The organism is Azospirillum sp. B2RO_4 (assembly GCF_051124815.1).
Classification (GTDB): Bacteria; Pseudomonadota; Alphaproteobacteria; order Azospirillales; family Azospirillaceae; genus Azospirillum.
In genome coordinates this window covers 14,104-31,702 of the sequence record NZ_CP118486.1, presented here as the reverse complement: position 1 = coordinate 31,702, position 17,599 = coordinate 14,104, and the positions used below count along the sequence as shown (strand labels likewise).

At 68.3% G+C, this 17,599-nt stretch carries 14 protein-coding genes; 9 read left to right on the top strand and 5 right to left on the bottom strand.

All coding sequences use genetic code 11. The features are described 5' to 3' along the window. Positions 1-38 precede the first annotated feature (38 nt). Complete coding sequence (locus tag PWS46_RS14145; protein ID WP_434621139.1) at positions 39-1,472, top strand: PLP-dependent aminotransferase family protein; 1,434 nt, start codon at positions 39-41, stop codon at positions 1,470-1,472. A 202-nt stretch (positions 1,473-1,674) separates the two neighbouring features. Here PWS46_RS14145 and PWS46_RS14140 read toward each other — a convergent pair whose 3' ends face one another. The 5 genes from PWS46_RS14140 to PWS46_RS14120 form a co-directional block, all read right to left on the bottom strand. After that, complete coding sequence (locus tag PWS46_RS14140) at positions 1,675-4,452, bottom strand: PAS domain-containing protein (RefSeq protein ID WP_434621136.1); 2,778 nt, start codon at positions 4,450-4,452, stop codon at positions 1,675-1,677. A 181-nt stretch (positions 4,453-4,633) separates the two neighbouring features. Continuing rightward, entirely contained in the window at positions 4,634-4,894 is a 261-nt protein-coding gene (locus PWS46_RS14135; RefSeq protein WP_434621133.1) for a GlsB/YeaQ/YmgE family stress response membrane protein, read from the bottom strand. 5 nt (positions 4,895-4,899) lie between these two features. Then, positions 4,900-5,763 carry a YihY/virulence factor BrkB family protein gene (locus PWS46_RS14130; protein ID WP_434621130.1) on the bottom strand — a complete coding sequence of 288 codons (864 nt, stop codon included), beginning with the start codon at positions 5,761-5,763 and terminating at the stop codon, positions 4,900-4,902. 76 nt (positions 5,764-5,839) lie between these two features. After that, positions 5,840-6,016 carry a CsbD family protein gene (locus tag PWS46_RS14125; protein ID WP_434621127.1) on the bottom strand — a complete coding sequence of 59 codons (177 nt, stop codon included), beginning with the start codon at positions 6,014-6,016 and terminating at the stop codon, positions 5,840-5,842. Between the two features lie 84 nt (positions 6,017-6,100). Further along, a complete protein-coding gene (locus tag PWS46_RS14120) occupies positions 6,101-7,108 on the bottom strand; it encodes a LysR family transcriptional regulator (RefSeq protein ID WP_434621124.1) in 1,008 nt (335 codons plus the stop codon). 326 nt (positions 7,109-7,434) lie between these two features. Here PWS46_RS14120 and PWS46_RS14115 point away from each other — a divergent pair, with 326 nt between their 5' ends. The 8 genes from PWS46_RS14115 to PWS46_RS14080 all read left to right on the top strand — a co-directional run bounded on the left by PWS46_RS14115 (position 7,435) and on the right by PWS46_RS14080 (position 17,575). Next, positions 7,435-8,757 carry a M20 family metallopeptidase gene (locus tag PWS46_RS14115; protein ID WP_434621121.1) on the top strand — a complete coding sequence of 441 codons (1,323 nt, stop codon included), beginning with the start codon at positions 7,435-7,437 and terminating at the stop codon, positions 8,755-8,757. 29 nt (positions 8,758-8,786) lie between these two features. Then, the gene (locus PWS46_RS14110) at positions 8,787-9,578 is read left to right on the top strand and encodes a class II aldolase/adducin family protein (RefSeq protein ID WP_434621118.1); all 792 of its coding nucleotides are present in this window, start codon (positions 8,787-8,789) and stop codon (positions 9,576-9,578) included. Positions 9,579-9,784: 206 nt separating this feature from the next. Further along, on the top strand, positions 9,785-11,452 hold the full coding sequence (locus PWS46_RS14105; protein ID WP_434621116.1) for an ABC transporter substrate-binding protein: 1,668 nt from the start codon (positions 9,785-9,787) through the stop codon (positions 11,450-11,452). A gap of 180 nt (positions 11,453-11,632) precedes the next feature. Further along, on the top strand, positions 11,633-12,613 hold the full coding sequence (locus PWS46_RS14100) for an ABC transporter permease (protein ID WP_434621113.1): 981 nt from the start codon (positions 11,633-11,635) through the stop codon (positions 12,611-12,613). A 13-nt stretch (positions 12,614-12,626) separates the two neighbouring features. Further along, positions 12,627-13,469, top strand: a complete 843-nt coding sequence (locus PWS46_RS14095) for an ABC transporter permease (RefSeq protein ID WP_434621110.1) — start codon at positions 12,627-12,629, stop codon at positions 13,467-13,469. 49 nt (positions 13,470-13,518) lie between these two features. Further along, complete coding sequence (locus tag PWS46_RS14090) at positions 13,519-15,165, top strand: ABC transporter ATP-binding protein (RefSeq protein WP_434621107.1); 1,647 nt, start codon at positions 13,519-13,521, stop codon at positions 15,163-15,165. Continuing rightward, complete coding sequence (locus PWS46_RS14085) at positions 15,166-16,149, top strand: ketopantoate reductase family protein (protein ID WP_434621104.1); 984 nt, start codon at positions 15,166-15,168, stop codon at positions 16,147-16,149. Positions 16,150-16,333: 184 nt separating this feature from the next. Further along, positions 16,334-17,575 (top strand): Zn-dependent hydrolase, encoded by a 1,242-nt coding sequence (locus PWS46_RS14080; protein WP_434621101.1) that lies wholly within the window; start codon positions 16,334-16,336, stop codon positions 17,573-17,575. The last annotated feature ends 24 nt before the right edge of the window (positions 17,576-17,599 follow it).

Genomic DNA, 17,599 nt, shown 5'->3' with positions numbered 1-17,599 from the left:
GGCTCATCGGTCAGTACACTTCTTTCTGCGGTAGAGCCATGACGGGCAGAACGGGCACGCGAACGGCCGAGGTGATGGACGCGATCCGCCGCAGGATGGCGAGCCGCACCCTGTCGCCGGGGGAAAAGCTGCCCTCGATCCGCAGCTTCGCCGCCACCATGGGCGTGTCGCCCTCGACCGTGGTGGAGGCCTATGACCGGCTGGCGGCCGAAGGCGTGATCCGGCCGCGGCCGGGGTCCGGCTTCTATGTCGCCGGCGCCACGCCGCCGCTGGCCCTGGCCGAGGCGGAACCACGGCTCGACCGCGCCATCGACCCCTTCTGGGTGTCACGGCAATCGCTGGATGCCGGGGCGGAGATGCTGAAGCCGGGATGCGGCTGGCTGCCGGCAGACTGGATGCCGAACGCGGCGATCCGCCGGGCGATCCGCCAACTCGCGCGGGCCGACGAGGGGCTGCTGGCCGATTATGGCGGCACGCGCGGGTCGCTGCCGCTGCGCCGGCTGCTGGCGCGCCAGTTCGCCGATGAAGGGATGACGGCGGGGGCAGACCAGATCCTGCTGACCGCCTCGGGAACCCAGGCCATCGACCTGATCTGCCGCTTCCTGCTGCGGCCGGGCGACACGGTGCTGGTCGACGACCCCTGCTATTTCAATTTCCAGGCCCTGCTGCGCGCCCATCAGGCGCGGGTCGTCGGCGTGCCCTATACCCGCACCGGTCCGGACACCGACCTGTTCGCCCAGGCGCTGGCGACGCACGGCCCGCGCCTCTACATCACCAACTCGGCGCTTCACAACCCGACCGGCGCGACGATGACGCCGCAGACCGCCCACCGGCTGCTCTGCGCCGCAGCGGCCCATGATCCCTCCGCCGATACCCTAACCATCGTCGAGGACGACATCTTCGCCGGTTTCGAGCCGGACCCGTCGCCCCGCCTCGCCGCCCTCGACGGACTGGCCCGGGTCATCCGGATCGGCAGCTTCTCCAAGACGCTGTCCGCCTCGATCCGCTGCGGCTACATCGCGGCGCGGCCGGAGTGGGTGGAGGCGCTGGTTGATCTGCAGGTGGCGACGAATTTCGGCGGCCCCAGCCCGGCCGTTGCCGAACTCGTCCTCGCGACCGTGAAAGACGGCAGCCATCGCAAGCATCTCGATGGTCTCCGCCGCCGTCTGGCCCGGCTCCGGCGCGAGACGGCGGCCCGGCTGGAAGCGCTCGGCCTGCGGCCGTGGCTGATGCCGCGCGGCGGCTTCTATCTCTGGTGCGCCCTGCCGGACGAGTTTGACTCCGCCGACGTCGCCCGCGCGGCACTGCGCGAGAATGTCGTGCTTGCCCCCGGCAACGTGTTCAGCGTCTCGCAATCGGCGTCAGGCTTTCTGCGCTTCAACGTCGCCCAGATGGGCGACCCGCGTGTTTTCGACGTTCTGGGGCGGGCGATGCGCCTGACACTCCCTCTCCCGCCCCGGGAGAGGGCATGAAGCCGACGGCCGCAGGCCGGAAGAGCGCCAAAAGGCGGTCTTAGGCGGAGTGCGGTTGCGAGGCTTGCGAGCAACCTCGGGGCCCATGCGGAGCATGGGAAGGGTGAGGGGTGAAGCAAGAATCAAGATCCATGTTCGGATAGCCCCTCACCCTCCCCGCCTTCGGCGGGTCCCCTCCCTCTCCCGGGGCGGGAGAGGGCGACTATCCCCGGACTTTCGCCACCGCCTTGTGCAGCGTCTGCAGCAGCGTGTCGATCCGGTAGGGCTTCGACAGCACCGCGATGCCTTCGGTGCGCGCCACATCCTCGCTGTAGCCGGTGGTCAGCACCACCGGCAGGCCGGGGCGCAGGATCGCCGCCTCGCGGCTGAGGTCGATGCCGCTCAGCCGGCCCGGCATCACCACGTCGGAAAAGAGCAGGTCGATCCGCTCGTCGCCGGCCAGCAGCGGCAGCGCCTCGTCGGCGGAACCGGCGCGCAGGACCGTCCAGCCGCTCTCTTCCAGCGCCGCCGCGACGGAGGAAGCGACGACCGGATCGTCCTCCACCATCAGCACCCGCGCACCGGCGATGAACGGCCCGGCAGCGTCGGCGGAAACGGCCGGCGCCCGCGGCACCCCCGCCGTGGCGCGCAGCAGCAGGACGATGCGGGTTCCCTCCCCCGGCCGGCTTTCGATCCAGACGGTGCCGCCCGCCTGCCGAGCCAGCCCGTAGACCTGCGCCAGACCAAGGCCGGAGCCCTTGCCGACATCCTTGGTGGTGAAGAAGGGGTCGAAGGCCTTCGCCGCCACCTCCGGCGTCATTCCCGTCCCGGTGTCGGCGACCGTCAACCTCAGGAATTCCCCTTCCAGTCCCGGTGAATCGCCGGGACCGAGCGTCCGGTTCTCCGCCCCGATGGTCAGCGTACCGCCCTCCGGCATCGCATCGCGCGCGTTCACCGCCATGTTGATCAGCGCCAGTTCGAACTGGGTCGGGTCCACCTCGATCGGATGGAGGCCGGGAGCGAAGCGGGTTTCCAGCCGGATGTCGGCGCGCAGCGCGCGTTCCAGCAGTCCGGCCATGCCGAGCACACGGTCGCGCACGTCGATCGGCTCCGGGCGCAGGCTGTCGCGGCGGGCGAAGCCCATAAGTTGCTGGACCAGCTTGGCGCCGCGGTCGACCGCCTGCATGCCCGCCTCCAGCAGTGGCGCCAGCTTCGGCTCGGCGCTGCGGCGGCCGATCATGGTCAGGCAACTGCTGAGCGCCTGGAGCAGGTTGTTGAAGTCGTGCGCCACGCCGCCGGTCAGCTGGCCGACCGCCTCCATCTTCTGCGCCTGACGCAGCTGGTCCTCGGCCCGGCGCAGCGCCGCCTCCGACTCCTTGCGCGCCGTCACGTCGCGTCCCACCGCATGGATGAAGCGGTCGTCCGGCACCGCGGTCCAGGAGATCCAGCGATAGGAGCCGTCCTTGTGACGATAGCGGTTTTCGAACCGCAGGGTGGTCAGGCCGGATGCCAGCCGGCCGGCCTCCGCTACCGTCGCCGCAAGGTCGTCGGGATGGACGAATTCGAGGAACGCCACGTCCTGCAGTTCCGCCTCGTCCCAGCCCAACAGGGTGGTCCAGGCCGGATTGACCGCGGTGATCGTGCCGTCGAACCGCGCCACCAGCATGATGTCGGTCGACAGCCGCCACATGCGGTCGCGGTCGGCGGTCCTCTCCGCCACGCGCTGCTCCAGCGTCGTATTCAGCGCGCGCAGGGCATCTTCGGCGCATTTGCGGTCGGTGATGTCGTAGCAGGCGCCGAGAATCCGCGCCTCCCCGTCCTCTTCCCCGGCTATGGCCTGCGCCCGCCGGGCGATCCAGCGCTCCGCCCCGCTGTCGGGCCGGTTGATGCGGTATTCGACATAGCCCAACCCGTCGGTCGGCACCTGTCCCGGCCGCAGCGTGTTCAGGTTGGCCCGGTCATCCGGATGGATCAGGGCGACCAGTTCCTCCAGCCGCACCAGCGGGCGTTCCCCGATGCCCCACAGGCGGCAGAACTGGGGAGACACCGCCAGCATGCCGTCGGCGCGCAGTTCGAAGGTGCCGACCCCGCCGGCATCCTGGGCGATGTGCAGACGCTGCTGGCTCTCGCGCAGCGCGTCTTCCGTCCGTTTCATGCCCGTCACGTCGCTGCCCTGGACGAACATGCCCATGACCCGGCCCTGGTCGTCGCGGATCGGCTGGAAGACGAAGGTGACGAACCGCTCCTCCAGCGGCGCGCCGGGCCGCCGGGCGATCCGCGCCGGCATCCCTTCGCCGACGAAGGGCTCGCCCGTCGCATAAACCTGATCGGCAAGCTCGAAGAAGCCCTGGCCGACGATCTCCGGCAGCGCCTGCCGCGCCGGCTTGCCGATGATGTCGCGGCGGCCGATCAGGTCGAAATAGGCGTCGTTCGCCATCTCATAGACATGGTCGGGTCCGCGCCAGACATACATGAAGCCCGGCGCCTGCCGGAACAGCGCCCGCAGCCGATCGCCCTCCGCCCGCAGCCGTTCGTTGGCGCGCCGCACCTCCTCCTCCGCCCGCACGCGCTCCACCGCCGCCGTCGTCTCGGCAACGATGCAGAGGAAGCCGCCGATCCGCCCGGTCTCGTCGGTGATCGGCGTGTAGGAGAAGGTGAAGTAGCAGTCTTCGACCGCGCCGTTCCGCACCAGCGGGATCAGCAAATCCTCATGCAGCAGCGGCTCGCCGTCATAGGCACGGCGGACGAGGTCGCGGGCCACCGGCCAGGCGTCGGGCCAGACCTCCCTCATCGGCTGGCCGAGCGCCCGCGGATGACGGGCACCGAGAATGTCCAGATAGGCGTCGTTGTAGAGGAAGGTGACGTCGGGTCCCCAGCCGATGAACATCGCCTGCCGCGACCGCAGCATCAGACCGACCGTGAAGCGCAGCTCTTGCGGCCAGCCTTCCATCGGGCCGAGCGGCGTGGCCGCCCAGTCATGGCCGCGCGTGAGCGCAACCATCTCTCCCGCCCCGGCCGGAAAGAGAGGCGGAGACTCCCCGGCAGACAGCGGGCTCACCGGCGCCGTCCGGCGCCGGCGGTAAGCGGATAACCTTGGACGTTCATCAAAGCTGTCGAATGTTCAGGGTCGAATAGACAGCCTTATCCCACGCAAACGGAACATCGTGATAGCTATCCAATCGTCAGCCCACCGTCCGCCTGCCCGCGACTGCGTGGTAAATCCACAGGACGACGACGGCGCCGAAGATGGCGACCAGGATGCTCCAGATGTTGAAGCCGGTGATGCCGGCGCCGCCGACGATGCTCACGAGGAAGCCGCCGACCAGCGCGCCGACGATCCCCAGCACGATGTCCATGACGATGCCCTGGCCCGAATTGTTCACGATCTTGGAGGCGATGAAGCCCGCGATCAGCCCCAGAATGATCCAAGCGATGATGCCCATGGCCGTTACTCCTCTGCGGTGAGTGGTCGTTGCTTATGTCCCGCGCCGTATCGCCTCCACAAAACGTTGATTTCCGAACCGAGCAGGATCACCAGCCCGGCGATGTAGAGCCAGAGCATCAGCGTGATCACTGCGCCGATGCTGCCGTAGGTGGCGTCGTAATCGGCGAAATGGCCGGCATAGAGCGAAAAGCCGAGCGAGGCGGCGATCAGCAATGCCGCGCCCACCACACTGCCGGGGGTGAAGAAGACGAAGCGCTCCCTGACATTCGGGCCATAGCGGTAGATCACCGCGAAGCCCAGCAGCAGCGCCAGCACGATGACGACCCAGCGGAAGGTCGCGAAGAAGCTCAGCAGCACGCCGGAAAAGCCGTACCGGCTGCCGATCCAGTCCTGCAGGATGCCGCCCAGCACGATCAACGAGAAGGCGCCGATTACCATCACCTCGAAAAGCAGGCTCAATCCCAGCGCCACCAGACGGGCGCGGACGAAGCTGCGCGCCTCCTTGACGTCGTAGGTGATGTTGAGCTGCTGCATGATGGCATACATGCCGGTGGTGGTCGCCCACACCGTTCCAAGAAGGCCGAAGGACAACAGCCCGCCGCGCCGCTCGCCGGTCACCTGCCCCACCACATCGCGGACCAGGCCGGACGCCTGATCGGGCAGGGCCTGGCCCAGCAGATCCATGATCGCCTGATCCACATTGTCGATGGGCAGATACGGGATGATGCTCATCGTCGCGATCAGCGCCGGGAACAGGGCGAGCGTCAGATAGAAGCCGAGCGCGGCAGCTCCGTTGAAGACATTGTCCTCGGTCATCGCGCGATAGAGGTCCCGCAGGAAGCGTCCGGGCGATACCCCTGGGAGCATGACCGATTTCCATGATGGGCGCGGATGCTGCGTGGAAGCCGGCCCCGCGGCGACCGTGCCGCGGGGCCTCGCGTCCTCAGCTCTTGTCACGCATGGCGTCCTTGGCGCTGCCCACGGCACTTTTGGCCTCGCCCTTCGCCTTGTCGGCCGCGCCTTCGGCCTTCATCTTCTCGTCGCCGGTAACCTCGCCGACGCCCTTCTTGACGCTGCCCTTGGCCTTGTCCATAGCGCCTTCGACGCGATCCTTGTCCATGACGTCCTCCTGAGTTCGGTGGTTCGACCGGCGTTCGGTCCGGCCTTCGTCACTAACAACGCTCGAGCGGGCGGTTCGTTACGGTCAGAGCGGCTGTGACATCGTCAGCGCCGACGGTTCGGCCGCCTCGCCGGCCAATTCCCTGGCCGGTGCCGTCGCCAGCGCCGTCTGCAGATACTCCAGGAAGGCCCGCTCGGCACGGTTCGGTTTGGCCTGCTCGTTCCAGATCAGGTGGACGTTGACCGGCGCGATGCCCTCGTAGGGCGGCAGTTCCCACAGCAGTCCGTCATCGACGTCGCGGGCGGCGATGTGTTCCGGCAGCGGGCCGATGCCGAGGCCGCAGAGGATCATCCGCCGCACCTCCTCCAGATTGGCGGAGGACGCGACGACACGGCCGGCGAACCCCTCCCGCGCGCGGAACAGGGTCAGCGGCGACAGGGCGCCGTCGATCTGGTCGGAGGTGAAGGAAACGAAATTCTCGTGGCGCAGTTCGGCGATGTCGATGTCGTGCTGGCCGAACAGGCGGAATCCGGGGCCGCAATAGAGCCGGTAGGTCTGGCGCAGGAAGATCTGGCTCGACAGTCCCGGAATCGGTTCGCGCAGCAGGCAGATCGCCATGGCGCCGACCCGCTGCTGCAACGCGATGTGCGCGTCGGCGGACGCCATCACGTCGATGCGGAAGGTCACCTGCGGATACATCCGGTGGAACTCCCGCAGCGAACGGTCGAGCAGCGGGGTCTGGATCCGGCTGGTCATCAGGATATGGACATGGCCGCTGATCTCGTCCTTGGCGTCGCGCACCAGGGCGCCCAGGCGGGAAACGGTGGCATGGATCGACACCGCCTCGTCATAGACCTGCTCGCCGGCGGCGGTGACGGCGAAGCGTCCGGGGCCACGGTCGATCAACGTGCGGCCAAGCTGTTCCTCCAGCCGCTTCAGCGCGAGGCTGACCGCCGGCTGCGTTAAAAACAGGCGGACGGCGGCCTTGGTGAAGCTCCCCTCCTGCACGATCACCATGAAGGTGCGCAGCAGGTTCCAATCCATCTGCTGCCCCAGACGGGCCAATGCCTGCCGTTCAGCCTCGCTTTCCATCAACGCCCTGCCCTCTCCATCGGTGCCCGATTCCGGTGCATCCCTGCCGCCGCCCAAATTCTACGCACATGATCGCGCTGTGAGCAACTGCGGCATAAATCAGATTCATGGGCGAAATGAAAAATGCTTATTTGCCTGATCGATTTGTTCATCGCCTAATCGACACATGGCGACCCTCAAACATCGCCAAGCCGGACATTGCATAACGCGCCGATATGGCGGTCATATCCATTTGGGATAGGCCGCATCGCAACAGCTTCGTCTTTTTCCACCCACCCGCGCAATCATCCCGCAGTGGCGAAGAGGATTTGGGCAAAGGATTCGGAATGACACGAGATACGGCAGCCCGTCTCGACCATAGCTTGCCGGACCCCGGCCTGCGCGCCGCGATCCTCGATGCCGCCGACGCGGCGCAGGGCGGGTGCGTGTCGCATCTCGGCGACCTCGTCCGTCAGCCGTCGCTGTTGGGGGAGGAATCCTCAGCGCAGGCGCTGATGGCCGACCGCTTCGCAGCACTCGGGCTGGAGGTCGACCGCTTCGACATCGACGAGCAGGCGATCTCCCGCATGCCGGGCTTCTCGCCGCCGGTGCTGCCCGGCGCCTATGCCGGACGCGAGAACGTCGTCGGCGTCCACAAGCCGCGCGAGGCCAAGGGCCGCTCGCTGATCCTGAACGGCCACATCGACGTGGTGCCGGCCGGCCCGGCGGAGCTGTGGACCACCCCGCCCTTCGAGCCGCGCATCGCAGACGGGCGGCTCTACGGCCGCGGCGCCGGTGACATGAAGGCCGGCATCGCCGCCTACACCGCCGCCTTCTCGGCATTGCGCACGCTGGGCTACCAGCCCGCCGCCCCGGTCTATCTGCAGTCGGTGATCGAGGAGGAGTGCACCGGCAACGGCGCTCTCGCCTGCCTGCATCGCGGCTACCGTGCCGACGCCGCCGTGATCCCGGAACCGTTCAACCATTCCATCTCCGTCGCCCAGGTCGGGGTGATGTGGCTGCGGCTGGTGCTGACCGGCACGCCGGCCCATGTGCTCGACACCTCGGCGGGCGTGAACGCCATCGAGGCGGCCTACGCCCTGGCCGCCCATCTGAAGGCGCTGGAAGTGCGGTGGAACGAGCCGTCCTGCCGCCACCCCGCCTTCTGCGGCCATGCCCATCCCGTCAACGTCAATCTCGGCCGGATCGAGGGCGGCGAGTGGCCGTCGTCAGTCCCGACGCGCTGCGCGCTCGACCTCCGGCTCGGCTTCTTCCCCGGGCAGGAGCCGGAGGCGGTTCGCGCCGAGGTCACCCGGGCGGTGGAGCAGGCGCGCTCCACCGACCCGGCCCTTTCCGGCGTCGGCATCGAGTTGCAGTGGAACGGCTTCCAGGCCGCCGGCTGCGAGATCGACCCGGCCCATCCGCTGGTCACCATGCTGGCCGACAGCCATCTCGCCGTGCGCGGCGGCGATCCGGAACTTGTGGCGCTGACCTGCACCACCGACGCCCGCTTCTTCCAGCTCTATGGCGACACGCCCGCCACCTGCTACGGGCCGGAGGCGACGCGCATCCACGGCATCGACGAGTCGGTGTCGCTGGACAGCCTGCGCGACGTGACCCGCGTGCTGGCGCTGTTCATCGCCGGCTGGTGCGGCCTGGAACCCATCTGACCTTTTCCATTCCCGACGAGACCCGCCCGATGATCGCCGCCACCCTGAAAGCGAACGCCGCCCACGCCCCCCACGCCACGCGCGACTGCTCCGACGTGGAGTGGAAGGTCCGCACCGATCTGGCCGCCGCCTACCGGCTGTTCGACCGGCTGGGCATGACCGACCTGATCTACACCCACATGTCGGCGCGCATCCCCGACACGCCCGACCATTTCCTCATCAACCCCTATGGCCTGATGTTCCACGAGGTGACGCCCGACAACCTCGTGAAGGTCGACATCGACGGCAATCTGGTGGACGGGCGCGAGGGCGACGCGATCAACCCGGCCGGCTTCACCATCCACAGCGCGGTGCACCACGCCCGTCCGGACGTCGGCGCGGTCATCCACCTGCACACCGACGCCGGCATGGCGGTCAGCGCCCAGGCCGACGGGCTGCTGCCGATCACCCAGCATTCGCTGCGCTGGTACAACCGCCTCGCCTATCACACCTACGAAGGCATCGCCTTGGATCTGGCGGAGCGGGAGCGGCTGGTCGCCGATCTCGGCAGCCATCACAGCATGATCCTGCGCAACCACGGCCTGCTGACCGTCGGCCAGGACGTCGCCGAGGCGGCGGTGCTGATGTACTATCTGGAGCAGGCCTGCAAGCAGCAGATCATGGCGATGGCCGGCGGCCGGCCGCTGATCTATCCATCGCCGGAGGTCTGCGAGCACACCGCCCGCCAATATGAACGCGCCTATCCCCGCGCCGGCGTCCTGGAATGGGACGCTCTGCTGCGCTGGCTGGACGGTACGTCAGGGCCGGTGGGGCCGCGGTGAGTAACGTGCTGTTGCCCCCTCCCCGACCCTCCCCCGCTTCGCGGGAGAGGGTGCCTTACCCGAAGCGGCGGCAGTCCCCTCCACCGCCAAAAGCGGGGGAGGGTTAGGGAGGGGGCAATCGCCGTCCATCACCCTCCCAACGAAAAAACACCGACACGACAGGGTCGCTGACACCACCGAAACATTTCTGGAGACGAGGACACCCGATGACCAGACGCCTTACCGGTATCCCCGCCAGCTTCCGCCGCAATTTTCAGGGCGGCTTCACCCGCAGCGTCCACCGCGCCGCCGCCGCCGGCCTGCTTGCCGCGGCCCTCGTCATTCCCGGCACGGCAGCGCTCGTTGCCGCCCCGGCCATGGCCCAGGAGACGCCGGTTCGCGGCGGTGTCCTCAACTCCATCGTGCAGCCGGAGCCGCCGACCCTGATGCTGGGCCTGAACCAGCAGGGTCCGACCCAGACCGTCGCCGGCAAGATCTATCAGGGCCTGCTGACCTACGACCAGAAGCTGAACCCGATGCCGTCGCTGGCCAAGAGCTGGACGATCTCGCCGGACGGGCTGACCTACACCTTCAAGCTGTTCGAGAATGTGAAGTGGCACGACGGCAAGCCCTTCACCGCCAATGACGTGGTCTTCACCACCTCCAAGTTCCTGATGGAGGTCCACCCGCGCGCCCGCGCCGTGTTCAGCCGCTGTGAATCGATCAAGGCGCTGGACGACCACACCGTCGAGTTCAAGCTGAAGGAGCCGTTCCCGGCCTTCATCCAGGCCTTCGAGGTGTCGTCGGCGCCGATGGTCCCGGCCCACATCTACGAGGGCACCGATTACCGCGCCAACCCGGCCAACAACACCCCGATCGGCACCGGCCCGTTCAAGCTGAAGGAATGGGTGAAGGGCAGCTATATCCAGTTGGTCCGCAACGAGGATTACTTCAAGGAAGGGCTGCCCTACCTCGACGGCATCACCTTCCGCGTGATCCCCGACGCCGCCAGCCGCTCGCTGGCGCTGGAAAGCGGTCAGGTGCAGCAGACCCAGTACAGCGATCTGGAGCCCTTCGAGGTTCCGCGCATGAAGACGCTGCCCAACCTGACCATGACCACCAAGGGCTACGAGTTCGTGGCGCCGATGGCGTGGCTGGAGATCAACCACCGCGTCAAGCCGCTGGACGACAAGCGCTTCCGCAAGGCCATCGCCTACGCCATCGACCGCAAGTTCATCCGCGACAAGATCTGGTTCGGCCTCGGCCGCGTGCCGACCGGCCCGATCAACTCGGTGGTCAAGTTCTACGATCCCAAGGTCACGACCTACGAGCCGAACCCGGCCAAGGCCAAGGCCCTGCTGGACGAGATGGGGCTGAAGCCCGACGGCAACGGCGTGCGCGCCACCGTCAAGCTGATGCCGATGCCCTACGGCGAGACCTGGACCCGTCTCGGCGAGTATCTGAAGCAGGCGCTGGGCAAGGTCGGCGTCGCCGTGGTTCTGGAGAGCACCGACGCCGCCGGCTGGGCGCAGCGCGTCGCCAACTGGGACTACGAGATCACCACCAACTTCCTCTACCAGTACGGCGACCCGGCGCTGGGCGTGGCCCGCACCTACATCTCGTCGAACATCCGCAAGGGTGTGCTGTTCACAAACACCATGGGCTATTCCAACCCGAAGGTGGACGAGCTGTTCGCCAAGGCCTCGCAGGAGATCGACCCGGCCAAGCGCCAGGAACAGTACAGCGAGGTCCAGCGCATCCTGTCCGACGATCTGCCGGTGGTGTGGCTGCTGGAGATGGAGTTCCCGACCTTCCTCGACAAGCGGGTGAAGAACGCCAACACGACGGCCATCGGTGTCAACGACACCTATGAGAGCGTCTGGCTGGCGAAGTGATGAGACCTCCCTCTCCCGCCCCGGGAGAGGGAAGGGGCCCATGCGGAGCATGGGAAGGGTGAGGGGTAGCGCAAGGAACCATGCGGTTCTCAATCCTTGGCGCACCCCTCACCCTCCCCGCCTTCGGCGGGTCCCCTCCCTCTCCCGGGACGGGAGAGGGCCAGAATTAGGAACCTGCCCATGCTGGGATTCGCCCAACTCTTCGCGAGCCGCCTGGTCAAGGCCGCCGCGATCCTGATCGCCATCGTGGTGATGAACTTCTTCCTCGTCCATGCCGCCCCCGGCGACCCGGCCATGGTGATGGCGGGCGAGGCGGGGGCCGCCGACGAAAAGTTCGTGACGCAGCTGCGCGAGCAGTTCGGGCTCGACCGGCCGCTCTACGAACAGCTCGCCACCTATGTCGGCAAGGTCGTGCAGGGCGATCTCGGCTTCTCCTACCGGCAGCAGCGGCCGGTCTGGGACATCCTGGCCGAACGGTTGCCGGCCACGCTGGTGCTGACGCTGACCGCCTTCATCCTGGCGCTCGCCGCCGGTGTGGCGCTCGGCACCCTTGCCGCGGTCACCGTCGGCACCTGGGCCGACAGCGCCATCACCGTCGTGGCGCTCCTGGCCTACGCCACGCCGATCTACTGGATCGGGCTGATGCTGAGCCTGTTCTTCTCCATCCAGCTCGGCTGGCTGCCGGCCTTCGGCTACGAGACCATCGGCGCCGGCTATACCGGGCTCGCCCATGTCGCCGACGTCGGCGTCCACCTGATCCTGCCGGTCATCACGCTGGCGCTGTTCTACATGGCGAGCTACGCCCGCCTGACCCGCGCCTCGATGCTGGAGGTGCGCAGCCTCGACTTCGTCAAGACCGCCAAGGCCAAGGGCCTGTCGCAGAGCCGCATCGTCACCCGCCACGTCCTGCGCAACGCCATCCTGCCGGTCATCACCGTGGCGGGCATCCAGGCCGGTCAGCTGGTCGGCGGGTCGATCCTGATCGAGACGGTGTTCGCCTGGCCCGGCATCGGCCGGCTGGCCTTCGAGGCGGTGCTGCAGCGCGACTATCAGGTGCTGCTGGGCATCTTCCTGGTCACGTCGATCATGGTGATCCTGTTCAACATCCTGACCGACATCCTCTACGGCCTCGTGGATCCGCGCATCCAGGTCTCCCAATGAACCAGGTGTCGCAATGATGAAATCCGATTTCTGGCGGGCCTTCGCCCGCAACAAGGGCGCGGTCCTGGGGCTGGTGATCCTGCTCGCCATCGTCGTGCTGGCCGTCTTCGCCTCCGTCCTGTTCCCCGGCGATCCGTGGGACATGGCGACGGCCCCCTTCCAGCCGCCGCTGTCCGACGACGCGCTTCTGGGATCCGACATGCTGGGCCGCGACATCGCATCGGGCATCGCCCACGGGGCGCGGGTGTCGCTGCTGATCGGCCTGACCTCCACCGCCGCCGCACTCGCCATCGGCGTCACGCTGGGGGCGCTGGCCGGCTTCCATGGTGGCAAGGTGGACGACGCCATCATGCGCTTCACCGAGCTGTTCCAGACCATCCCCAACTTCGTGCTGGCCGTGGTGCTGGTCGCCATCTTCACCCCCAGCCTGACCACCATCGTCGCCGCCATCGCCATCGTCAGCTGGCCGCCGCTGGCACGTCTCGCCCGCGCCGAGTTCCTCAGCCTGCGCACCCGCGAGTTCGTGCAGGCCGCCATCACCACCGGCCAGAGCAACACCACCATCATCCTGCGCCAGATCCTGCCGAACAGCCTGTCGCCGATCATCGTTTCGGCCTCGCTGATGGTCGCCACGGCCATCCTGCTGGAAAGTTCGCTCAGCTTCCTCGGCCTCGGCGACCCCAATGCGATGAGCTGGGGCTACATGATCGGCGCCGCCCGCACGGTGATCCGGCAGGCCTGGTGGATGAGCGTCTTCCCCGGCCTTGCCATCGTGCTGACCGTGCTGGCGCTGAACCTCGTCGGCGAAGGGCTGAACGACGCCCTGAACCCGAAGCTCGCCCGGTCGCGGGGCTGATCCGATGAGCCAGTCCGAATTGATGCGCACTCCCTTGGAGACCGCCGCCATGAACACACCGCTTCTCGATGTGCGCGGACTCAGCATCGCGTTGCCGCCGGGCGCCGACCGTCCGCTGGCGGTGGACAACCTGACCTTCACCCTGAACCCCGACGAGATCCTCTGCGTGGTCGGCGAGTCCGGCTCCGGCAAGTCGATGACCGCGCATGCCATGATGGGCCTGCTGCCCGCCCCCCATGTCCGGGTCGCCGGCGGCAGCCTGCTGTTCAAGGGCAAGGACGTGCTGACCATGCCGGAGGCGGAGCAGCGCGCCCTTCGCGGCGGCCGCATCGCCATGGTCTTCCAGGAGCCGATGACCGCGCTGAACCCGCTGATGCGGGTCGGCCGCCAGATCGGCGAGAGCTTGCGCGAGCACACCGACCTGCCCGCCCCCGCCCGCCGCGCCCGCGTGGTGGAGCTGCTGGCCCAGGTCGGCCTGCCCAACCCGGCCGAACTGGCCGAGGCCTATCCCTTCCGCCTGTCGGGCGGCCAGCGCCAGCGCGTGATGATCGCCATGGCGCTGGCCTGCCAGCCCGACATCCTGATCGCCGACGAGCCGACCACGGCGCTGGACGTCACCACCCAGAAGCAGATCCTCGACCTGATCCGCTCGATCCAGGCCGAACGCCACATGGGCATGATGTTCATCACCCACGATTTCGGCGTGGTGGCGGAGATCGCCCACCGGGTGGCGGTGATGCGCCACGGCAAGCTGGTGGAATACGGCCCGGCGTCGGACGTGCTGAACCGGCCGCAGCATCCCTACACCCGGCAGCTGATCGCCTCCGTCCCGCATTACATCGAACACCGCGACGACCACGCCAAGGCGGGCGCGCCGCTGCTGGTCGCCGACAAGGTGCGCAAGGTCTTCCATGTCGGCGGCGGCCTGTTCAAGAAATCCAAGGAGGTTGTTGCCGGCGACGACCTGTCGCTGACCATCCACCCCGGCGAGACGGTCGGTCTGGTCGGCGAATCCGGGTCGGGCAAATCGACGCTGGGACGCTCCATCGTCGGCCTGATCAAGCCGGATTCGGGCCGCATCCTGTTCCAGGGGACCGACCTGCTGTCGCTCGACCGCAAGGGCTTCCGGCCCTATCGCCGGGCGGTGCAGATGGTGTTCCAGGATCCCTACGCCTCGCTGAACCCGCGCCACCGCGTCGGCGACATCGTGGCCCAGGGGCCGGTCGCCTACGGCGAGGACCGGGCCAAGGCGCTGACCCGCGCGCGGGAGCTGCTGGCGATGGTCGGCCTCGACGGCTCGGCCGCCGACCGCTTCCCGCACGAGTTCTCCGGCGGCCAGCGCCAGCGCATCGGCATCGCCCGTGCGCTGGCCATGGAACCGAAGCTGCTGGTCGCCGACGAGCCGGTGTCCGCCCTCGACGTCTCGGTGCAGGGGCAGGTGCTGGAGCTGCTGGACGACATCCGCAAGCGCCTGAACCTCGCCATGCTGTTCATCACCCACGACCTGCGGGTGGCCGCTCAGGTCTGCGACACCATCGCGGTGATGCGCCGCGGCAAGATCGTCGAACTCGGCACCGCGCGGGAGGTGTTCACCCATCCCCGCGACGCCTACACCCGCAGCCTGCTCGACGCCATCCCCGGCAAGGGCTGGCAGATTCCGGAAGACCTGCAATCGGTTCCGGCAGGAGCGCACTGAATGAAGGTCGCCATCATCGGCGCTGGTGCGGTCGGCGGTCTGCTGACCGCCCGGCTGGGCGCCACCGAGGCCGAGGTGACGCTGGTCGCCCGGCCGAACTCCGCCGCCGCCATCCGCCGCAACGGCCTGACCATGGTGACGCCGCTGAACCGCGTCGCCCGCCTGAACCCGCGCGTCACCGACGACAGCCTGTCGCTTGGGCCCCAGGATCTTGTGTTCCTCTGCGTCAAGTCCCATGCCCTGCGCGGCACCATCGACACGCTGACCCCGCTGCTGGGGCCGGAGACCGCCATCGTGCCGATGGTCAACGGCATTCCCTGGTGGTATCCGCACCGCCAGCCGGAACCCTTGGCCGACCGGCCGCTCGCCAGCATCGATCCCGACGGTCTGCTGTGGCGCTCCATCGATCCCGACCGCGTCGTCGGCGCGACGACCTTCGTCGCGGTGGAGGGCGACGGCCCCTGCCGCCTGCGCCATGTCAGCGACCAGCGCTTCGTCTTCGGCGATGTGGCCGGCCGGGACAACCCGGCGGTGGACCGCATCGTCACCCTGTTCGGGCAGGCCGGGTTCCAGCCGGCGAAGACCGCCGACATCCGGCAGGCGATCTGGGTGAAGCTGTGGGGCAACCTCGCCTTCAACCCGTTGAGCGTGCTGACCGGATCGACGCTCGGCCGCCTGTGCAACGATCCCGGCACCCGCGAGACCGGTCGCGCCATGATGCTGGAGGCCAAGGCGGTGGCGGAGCGGCTGGGTGTGGTCTTCACCACCAGCGTCGACGAACGCATCGCCATGGCCGCCGGCGTCGGCGACTTCAAGACTTCGATGCTGCAGGACTATGAGGCCGGCCGCCGGCTTGAGCTGGAGGCGATCCTCGGCTCGGTGATCGAACTGGCGGAGCGCACCGGCGTCGATGTGCCGATGTTGCGCGCCGTGCTGGCGATGGTCGACCTGCGGGCGCGGGAGCGGCGCGAAGTGGCGGCTTAGGTGCCTCAACCGTCTGACTCTTGCCCCCACCCTAACCCTCCCCCGCTGGGCGGGGGAGGGGACAAGCGCTGATGCAGGAGAGTGGCGGCAGTCCCTCCCCCGCCCAGCGGGGGAGGTTAGGTGGGGGCATCGCCAGCCGACACCCTCTCAAATCAAACGTCAGAAATAATTTCCCGGAGCCACCATGTCCCTGCCCTCCAACCTGCCCATCGACAGCCAGCGCCTGTGGGACAGCCTTGCCGACATGGCGAAGATCGGCGCCACCGCCAAGGGCGGCAGCTGCCGCCTCGCTTTGTCGGACGAGGACAAGGCCGGACGCGACCTGTTCGTCTCCTGGTGCAAGGCCGCCGGCTGCACCGTCAGCGTCGACCGCATCGGCAACATCTTCGCCCGCCGCAAGGGCCGCGACGACAGCCTGCCCCCGGTGGTGATGGGCAGCCATCTCGACACCCAGCCGACCGGCGGACGCTTCGACGGCGTGTTCGGCGTGCTGGCGGCGCTGGAGGTGGTGCGCTCGCTCAACGACCGCGGGGTGGAAACCCTGCACCCGGTCGAGGTCGCGGTCTGGACCAACGAGGAAGGCTCTCGTTTCTCGCCCCCGATGATGGGGTCGGGCGTCGTCACCGGCGTCTTCACGCTGGACGAGATCCTCGAAAAGGTGGCGCAGGACGGCGCGCGGCTGGGCGACGAGCTGGTCCGCACCGGCTATGCCGGCGAGGCGCCGGTCGATCACCCCATGCACGCCTATCTGGAGGCCCACATCGAACAGGGTCCGGTGCTGGAGGTCGAGGGCAAGGAGATCGGCGTCGTCACCGGTGCCCAGGGCCAGCGCTGGTACGAGGTGACGGTGACGGGGGTGGAGGCGCACGCCGGCCCGACGCCGATGCGCCTGCGCCGCGACGCGCTGGTCGCCGCCTCGGCGATGGTGCAGGCGGTGCAGCGGGTCGGGCTGGAGACCGCCGGCGATCCCTGCGCCACCGTCGGCATCCTCGACGTCCATCCGCATTCGCGCAACGTCATCCCCGGCCGCGTCTTCTTCACCGTGGACCTGCGCCATCCCAACGCCGACACGCTGGCCGACATGGACCGCCGCTTCCGCGCCGCCGTCGCCGCGATCGCCGAGCAGCATGGGGTGAGCGCCGAGATCGCCGATTTCTGGCACTTCCCGCCGACACCCTTCGCCCAGCCGCTGGTCGACAGCGTGCGCGAGGCCGCCGCCGGCTTCGGCTTCAGCCACCGCGACATCGTGTCGGGCGCCGGCCATGACGCGGTCTATGTGGCGGGCAAGGTTCCAACAGCGATGATCTTCATCCCCTGTGAGGATGGCATCAGCCACAACGAGGTCGAGAACATCTCCCCCGCCGACGGCGCCCGCGGCGCCGCCGTGCTGTTCGAAACGCTGGTCGCCACGGCCGGACGGCCCTGAGCACGTCCGCTCTCCGGAGAGTCC